Origin of the sequence: Stenotrophomonas sp. 2YAF22 (assembly GCF_052114665.1) — a bacterium.
In the GTDB taxonomy this organism is placed as follows: domain Bacteria; phylum Pseudomonadota; class Gammaproteobacteria; order Xanthomonadales; family Xanthomonadaceae; genus Stenotrophomonas; species Stenotrophomonas indicatrix.
This window is the reverse complement of the sequence record NZ_JBFRFE010000206.1, coordinates 1-6,467: the sequence shown is the minus strand read 5'-3', so window position 1 is coordinate 6,467 and position 6,467 is coordinate 1. Positions and strand designations below refer to the sequence as shown.

At 67.3% G+C, this 6,467-nt stretch carries 5 protein-coding genes; 3 read left to right on the top strand and 2 right to left on the bottom strand.

All coding sequences use genetic code 11. The features are described 5' to 3' along the window. Positions 1-36: 36 nt before the first annotated feature. Both aceF and AB4Y84_RS10075 read right to left on the bottom strand, forming a co-directional pair. Positions 37-1,758, bottom strand: coding sequence for a dihydrolipoyllysine-residue acetyltransferase (gene aceF, locus AB4Y84_RS10080; protein WP_442250087.1), 1,722 nt, complete (start codon positions 1,756-1,758; stop codon positions 37-39). 113 nt (positions 1,759-1,871) lie between these two features. Further along, the gene (locus tag AB4Y84_RS10075) at positions 1,872-2,441 is read right to left on the bottom strand and encodes a DNA-deoxyinosine glycosylase (RefSeq protein WP_312110135.1); all 570 of its coding nucleotides are present in this window, start codon (positions 2,439-2,441) and stop codon (positions 1,872-1,874) included. Positions 2,442-2,627: 186 nt separating this feature from the next. On the opposite strand from AB4Y84_RS10075, the gene AB4Y84_RS10070 reads away from it, so the two are divergent. The 3 genes from AB4Y84_RS10070 to glpK all read left to right on the top strand — a co-directional run bounded on the left by AB4Y84_RS10070 (position 2,628) and on the right by glpK (position 6,431). After that, positions 2,628-3,263 (top strand): OmpW/AlkL family protein, encoded by a 636-nt coding sequence (locus AB4Y84_RS10070; protein WP_049464294.1) that lies wholly within the window; start codon positions 2,628-2,630, stop codon positions 3,261-3,263. Positions 3,264-3,383: 120 nt separating this feature from the next. Next, positions 3,384-4,868 carry a glycerol-3-phosphate dehydrogenase gene (glpD, locus tag AB4Y84_RS10065; protein WP_442244625.1) on the top strand — a complete coding sequence of 495 codons (1,485 nt, stop codon included), beginning with the start codon at positions 3,384-3,386 and terminating at the stop codon, positions 4,866-4,868. A gap of 63 nt (positions 4,869-4,931) precedes the next feature. After that, the gene (gene glpK / locus AB4Y84_RS10060) at positions 4,932-6,431 is read left to right on the top strand and encodes a glycerol kinase GlpK (RefSeq protein ID WP_336032374.1); all 1,500 of its coding nucleotides are present in this window, start codon (positions 4,932-4,934) and stop codon (positions 6,429-6,431) included. The last annotated feature ends 36 nt before the right edge of the window (positions 6,432-6,467 follow it).

Below are 6,467 nucleotides of genomic sequence, written 5' to 3'. Positions count from 1 at the left end.
GGGGCAGCGGCCGCACGGTGGGGGCGAAGCGGTGCCTTACAGCAGCACGCGGCGCATGTCGGCCAGCACCTGCGAGAGGTACGTGGTGAAGCGTGCGGCCAGGGCGCCATCGATGACGCGGTGGTCGTAGCTCAGCGACAGCGGCAGCATCAGCTTCGGAGCGAACTCCTTGCCATTCCAGACCGGCTGGATGGACGACTTGGAGACGCCGAGGATGGCCACTTCCGGCGCATTGACGATCGGGGTGAACGCGGTGCCGCCGATGCCGCCCAGTGAGCTGATCGAGAAGCAACCGCCGCTCATGTCGGCCGGACCCAGCTTGCCGTCACGCGCCTTCTTGGCCAGCTCGCCGGTTTCCTGCGCGATCTGCACCACGCCCTTCTTGTCGACGTCGCGGATGACCGGAACGACCAGGCCGTTCGGGGTATCGGCAGCGAAACCGATGTTGAAGTACTTCTTCAGGGTCAGGTTCTCGCCGCTGGCATCGAGCGAGGCGTTGAACTCCGGGAACTTCTTCAGCGCCGCAGCGCTGGCCTTGATCAGGAAGGCGAGCATGGTCAGCTTGATGCCGGCCTTCTCGTTCTCCTTGTTCAGCGCCACGCGCAGGCCTTCCAGGTCGGTGATGTCGGCCTGCTCGAACTGGGTGACGTGCGGGATCATCGCCCAGTTGCGGGCCAGGTTCGCACCGGAGATCTTCTTGATGCGCGACAGCGGCTGCACTTCAACGTCGCCGAACTTGCTGAAATCAACCTTCGGCCACGGCAGCAGGTTGAGGCCACCGCCGGCGGCCACGGTGCCACCGGCAGCTGCCGGAGCGCCGCCGCTGAGCGCGGCCTTGACGAATTTCTGCACGTCGGCCTTGGTGATGCGGCCGCCCTTCTCGCTGCCACTGACCTGCAGCAGGTCGACACCGAGCTCACGGGCGAACACGCGCACCACCGGCGATGCGTAGGGCACCTTGGCCGGCAGCACGCCATCGGCGTTGAACTGTACCGGCGGGCTGGTCGGCGCGCCGGCCGAGGGGGCGCTGGCGATCTCGCGGGCGGCCAGCTTGTCCGGCTGGGCCGGCACGGCGACCGGCTCGACCTTGGTGGCGGTCTCGGCGGCGGCCGGGGCAGCAGCGGCGGCAGCCTTGCCCGGGGCCGGGGCGGCAGCGCCTTCGGCTTCGATGATGGCGACCACGTTGCCCTGCGACAGGTTGTCGCCGACCTTGACCTTGATCTCCTTGACGACGCCGGCGACCGACGACGGCACTTCCATGGTGGCCTTGTCGCTTTCCAGSGTSACCAGRCCCTGGTCYTTCTTCACCGTATCGCCMACGGCGACCAGCACTTCGATSACCGGMAYRYCGCTGTAATCGCCGATATCCGGCACCAGGGCTTCCACCGCGCCGCCACTGGCAGCGGGGGCGGCAGCAGCAGCGGCCGGAGCGGGAGCGGCCTGGGTGGCAGCGGCCGGAGCAGCGGCCTTGGCCGGTGCGGGTGCAGCAGCAGCGGCCGGCTGGGCAGCCTCGCCGTCGGCCACTTCGATCAGTGCCACGACCTTGCCTTCGGACAGGSTGTCGCCCAGCTTGACCTTGATTTCCTTGACCACGCCGGCYRCCGAGGACGGCACYTCCAKGGTCGCTTTATCGCTTTCCAGCGTGACCAGGCCCTGGTCCTTCTTCACCGTATCGCCGACGGCAACAAGCACCTCGATTACCGGGATATCGCTGTAGTCACCGATATCGGGGACACGTGCTTCCTTGATTTCGGCCATGGGGAGAACTCCGGCAATCTGGTGTAGGGAAACGTCTATTGTGCGGCCAGCGGGAGCCAGCGCCAACCGTTACAGGTGTTTTCAGTACGCACGCAGCCGGGACACGCTGTTGCTCATGGCCCGCCAGCGCTTCCAGTCGGTAGCGTATTGTCCTGCCGATGTCCGCTTGATGTCGCCAGTGCGACGGCCACCGGCTGCCAGGCCTGGCGCAGGCGCGGCAAGGACCACGCTGCGTTGGCCGGACTGGTGGACGGCAGCGCCAGCACCTTGGCCGACGTGGCCAGCTGCGGTTGCACCCAGCGCTGGAAGGCCTGCATCGCCGCGCCACCGTTGCAGCCGATCAGCTGCAGGTCAGGCAATGCGGCGATCAGTGCGGGAAGTGCATTGGCCACTTCCGTGCCACGCACGATGTCCGCATCCAGGCTTCCGCGTCGTTCGCAGCGGCCGATCACATCCCAGAGGCCGACACCATTGGCTGCAAGCGCCTGCAGTCGCTGCGCGTACGGCATTGTCGGGTCGAAGCCGCACAGATCGCCGAGCAATGGCCAGAAGCGATTGCGCGGGTGCGCGTAGTAATGCTGTGCCTGCAACGAAGCGATACCGGGCATTGAACCCAGCAGCAACACCCGGCAATCCGTGTTTACCTGCGCAGGCAGGCCGATGCACAACGTTGCGGCGCTCACATCTTCTCCAACTGCATGAATATTCCGGAAGGACAGAAACCACAGGAAAACAAGGATTTCGCGCTGTTCGCTGAACAGTGCGAACTAATTTTTAACGCGCGTCGGATTCGATTCATGTTGGGGCGACTACGGTGTGCTCGCCCCGCAACCGGGGGCCCAAAACAAGAAACATTAGGAGATTCCCCCATGCGCTCCATCCGTATCCTGAGCCTCGCCCTGCTGACCTCCGCCGCGTTCGCACCGGCTGCCTTCGCGCAGGACAGCAGCACCACCGATACCGCCTCGGGCAAGCATTTTGCCGTGGTTGGCGGCGTCTCGCTGCTGCAGCCGAAGAATGACCCGATCGACGGCATCAAGAAGGTCGATGGCGGCCCGGCACCGACCGTCAGCTTCAGCTACTACATCAACGACAACTGGGCCGTTGAGCTGTGGGGCGCTGCAGACAAGTTCGACCACAAGGTGAAGGGCCCGGGCAATGCCCGCCTCGGCAGCGTCGAGCAGCAGCCGGTCGCGCTGAGCGGCCAGTACCACTTCGGCCAGGCTGACAACGTGTTCCGTCCGTTCGTGGGCGTGGGCTACTTCCAGTCGGCCTTCAGCAATGAAACCCTGGCCGACGGCAGCGACTCCGACATCCGCCTGAAGGACGCCAAGGGCGTGATCGGCACCGTCGGTGTGGACATGAACATCAACTCGACCTGGTTCGCCCGTGCCGACGCCCGCTACATGCGCTCGCGTCCGGACGTGAAGGTCGGCGGCGAGAAGATCGGCGAAGCGAAGATGGATCCGTGGACCGTCGGCTTCGGCATCGGCGCCCGCTTCTAAGCGCTTCTGCGTCATTGTTGTACCGCGACGGGCCCTTCGGGGCCCGTCGTCGTTTCCGTCACCCGGGTTCTGTAGAGTCGACTTCCAGTCGGATCTACACAGACGGGATGCGGAGGCGCGATGCACGAGGTCGACCTGCTGGTGATCGGCGGTGGCATCAACGGCGCCGGTATCGCCCGTGATGCCAGCGGCCGCGGCCTGAAGGTGCTGCTGTGCGAACAGCACGACCTGGCAGCACACACCTCCAGCGCCAGCAGCAAGCTGATCCATGGCGGCCTGCGCTACCTGGAACGGGGCGAGTTCGGCCTGGTGCGCAAGGCACTGGGCGAACGAGAGGTGGTGCGTCGGCAGGCGCCGTTCCTGGTGCGGCCGCTGTGCTTCGTGCTTCCGTGGCAGCCGCACCTGCGCCCGCGCTGGATGCTGCGCCTCGGGCTCTGGCTGTACGACCATCTGGGCCGGCGCAGCCCCGCCTTCCCCGCGTCGCGCGCCGTGGACCTGCACGCCGATCCACTCGGCGCGCTGCTGTCGCCACAGCTGCAGCACGCCTTCAGCTACGCCGACGCACAGGTGGATGACGCGCGGCTGGTCATCCTCAACGCGCTCGACGCTGCGCAGCGGGGTGCACGCATCCTGACCGGCACGCGCTGCGTGGACCTGCAACGCGGGCACGGACGCTGGCACGCCGTACTGGAAGACGTCGCAGGCCATCAGCAGACCGTCCAGGCACAGGCGGTGGTCAACGCCGCAGGCCCCTGGGCCGGCGGCCTGCTGGAGCGCATGCACGCCCGCAGCGGCGGACCTGCGCTGCGCTTGGTCCAGGGCAGCCACATCGTGCTGCGCCGCGTCTGGCCGAACGACCGCGCCTGCCTGCTGCAGCAGCCCGATGGCCGCGTGGTGTTCCTGCTGCCCTTCCACGACCATCTGCTCATCGGCACCACTGACACCGACTATCGCGGCGACCCCGCACGCTGCAGTGTGCTGCCCGCGGAAGTGGACTACCTGTGCAGCGCTGCCAACGGCTACCTGCGCGATCCGGTCGCACCTGCCGAGGTGGTCTGGCAGTTCGCCGGCGTGCGCCCGCTGCTGGCCGACCCGGACCCGCGCGCGGCCAAACTGAGCCGTGACTATCGCCTGCAACTGGACGCCGAAGGTGCGCCTGCGCTGCACGTGCTGGGCGGCAAGCTGACCACGTACCGGGTACTGGCCGAGGAGGCAGTGGACCTGCTGCGCCCCTATCTGCCGCACGCCGGCCCCGCCTGGACGGCGGCAGGCGAGCCACTGCCCGGCAGCGACTGGGGCGATGCCGGGCAGGCACGTGAACAGCTTCGGCACCAGGCCCCCTGGCTGCCGGAGGCCACGCTGCGGCGCTGGGCCAGCGCCTATGGCAGTCGCAGCATCGATCTGCTGCACGGCGCACGCAGCCTGTTCGATCTGGGCGAAGACTTTGGCGCGGGCCTGCACGCACGCGAGGTGGCGTTCCTGTGCGACCACGAGTGGGCCCGTAGCGCCGAGGATGTACTGTGGCGGCGGAGCAAGCTGGGGCTGCAGATGGACGCGGCGCAGGCAGTACGGCTGCAGGCCTGGATGGATTCACATCGCCGGTAATGCCGCGCGCGGCCCGGCGCCGCCGATGCATTACGATTCCAATATCGCCACCGGAGACGCTGCATGACGCCCCGCTACGTGCTGGCCATCGACCAGGGAACCACCAGTTCGCGCGCGATCCTGTTTGATCGCGCAGGCGACATCGTCGGCAGCGCACAGCGCGAGTTCACCCAGGTGTTTCCACAGCCGGGCTGGGTCGAGCATGACCCGCGCGAGATYCTGACCAGCGTCTATGCCACGATCACCGAACTGCTCAGCCGCGAACAGATCGATCCCCGCCACATCGCGGCACTGGGTATCACCAACCAGCGCGAAACCACCGTGGTCTGGGACCGCGCCAGCGGACAACCGATCCACAACGCCATCGTCTGGCAGTCGCGGCAAAGCCAGGCGATCTGCGAGCGGCTGAAGTCCGGCGGCCACGAAGCGCTGATCCGCGAGCGCACCGGGCTGCTGATCGACGCCTATTTCTCGGCCACCAAGATCCGCTGGATCCTCGATCACGTGGAAGGCGCGCAGCAGCGGGCCGAACGTGGCGAGCTGCTGTTCGGCACCATCGACAGCTGGCTGGTGTGGAATCTCAGCGGCGGCCAGGCGCACGTGACCGACTACAGCAACGCCGCGCGCACGCTGCTGTTCAACATCCACACCCTGGAATGGGACGAGGACCTGCTGGCCCTGCTGGACATTCCGCGTGCGATGCTGCCGCAGGTGCGCGATTCCAGTTCGGTATACGCGCACACGCGCCCGCAGTTCTTCTTCGACCACCCGATCCCGATCGCCGGCATCGCCGGTGACCAGCAGGCCGCGCTGTTCGGCCAGGCCTGCTTCCAGCCAGGCATGGTCAAGAACACCTATGGCACCGGCTGCTTCATGCTGATGCACACCGGCACGCAGGCCGTGCGCTCGCGCAATGGCCTGCTGACCACCATTGCCTGGGGCCTGGAGGGAAAGGTGGAGTACGCGCTGGAGGGGTCGATCTTCATCGCCGGCTCGGTGGTGCAGTGGCTGCGCGATGGGCTGCGCATGATCGATCGCGCTGCTGACAGCCAAGCCTTGGCCGCACAGGTGCCGGACAGCGCGGGGGTATATCTGGTGCCGGCTTTCGTCGGCCTGGGTGCACCGTACTGGCGCAGCGACGTGCGCGGTGCGATGTTCGGCCTGACCCGTGGCACCGGCAAGGCCCACTTCGTGCGCGCAGCGCTGGAGGCGATGGCCTACCAGACCCGCGACGTTCTGGATGCGATGCAGTCCGATGCGGGGATCTCGCTCAGTGAACTGCGCGCCGATGGCGGCGCGATCGGAAACGACTTCCTCGCCGGCTTCCAGGCCGACATCCTCGGCGTACCCCTGCTGCGACCGCGGGTGACCGAGACCACCGCGCTGGGTGCGGCCTACCTGGCCGGGCTGGCGGTCGGCTTCTGGGAGAGCCGCGAACAGATCGCGGCACAGTGGGGGCTTGATCGCCGCTTCGAACCGCAGATGGCGGTGGCCCGGCGCGAGAAACTCTACGCCGGGTGGCAGCAGGCCGTGGCCGCCACCCTCGCCTTCCACGTCGACTGACGGTAGTGCCGGCCGCTGGCCGGCAACACCGTGATC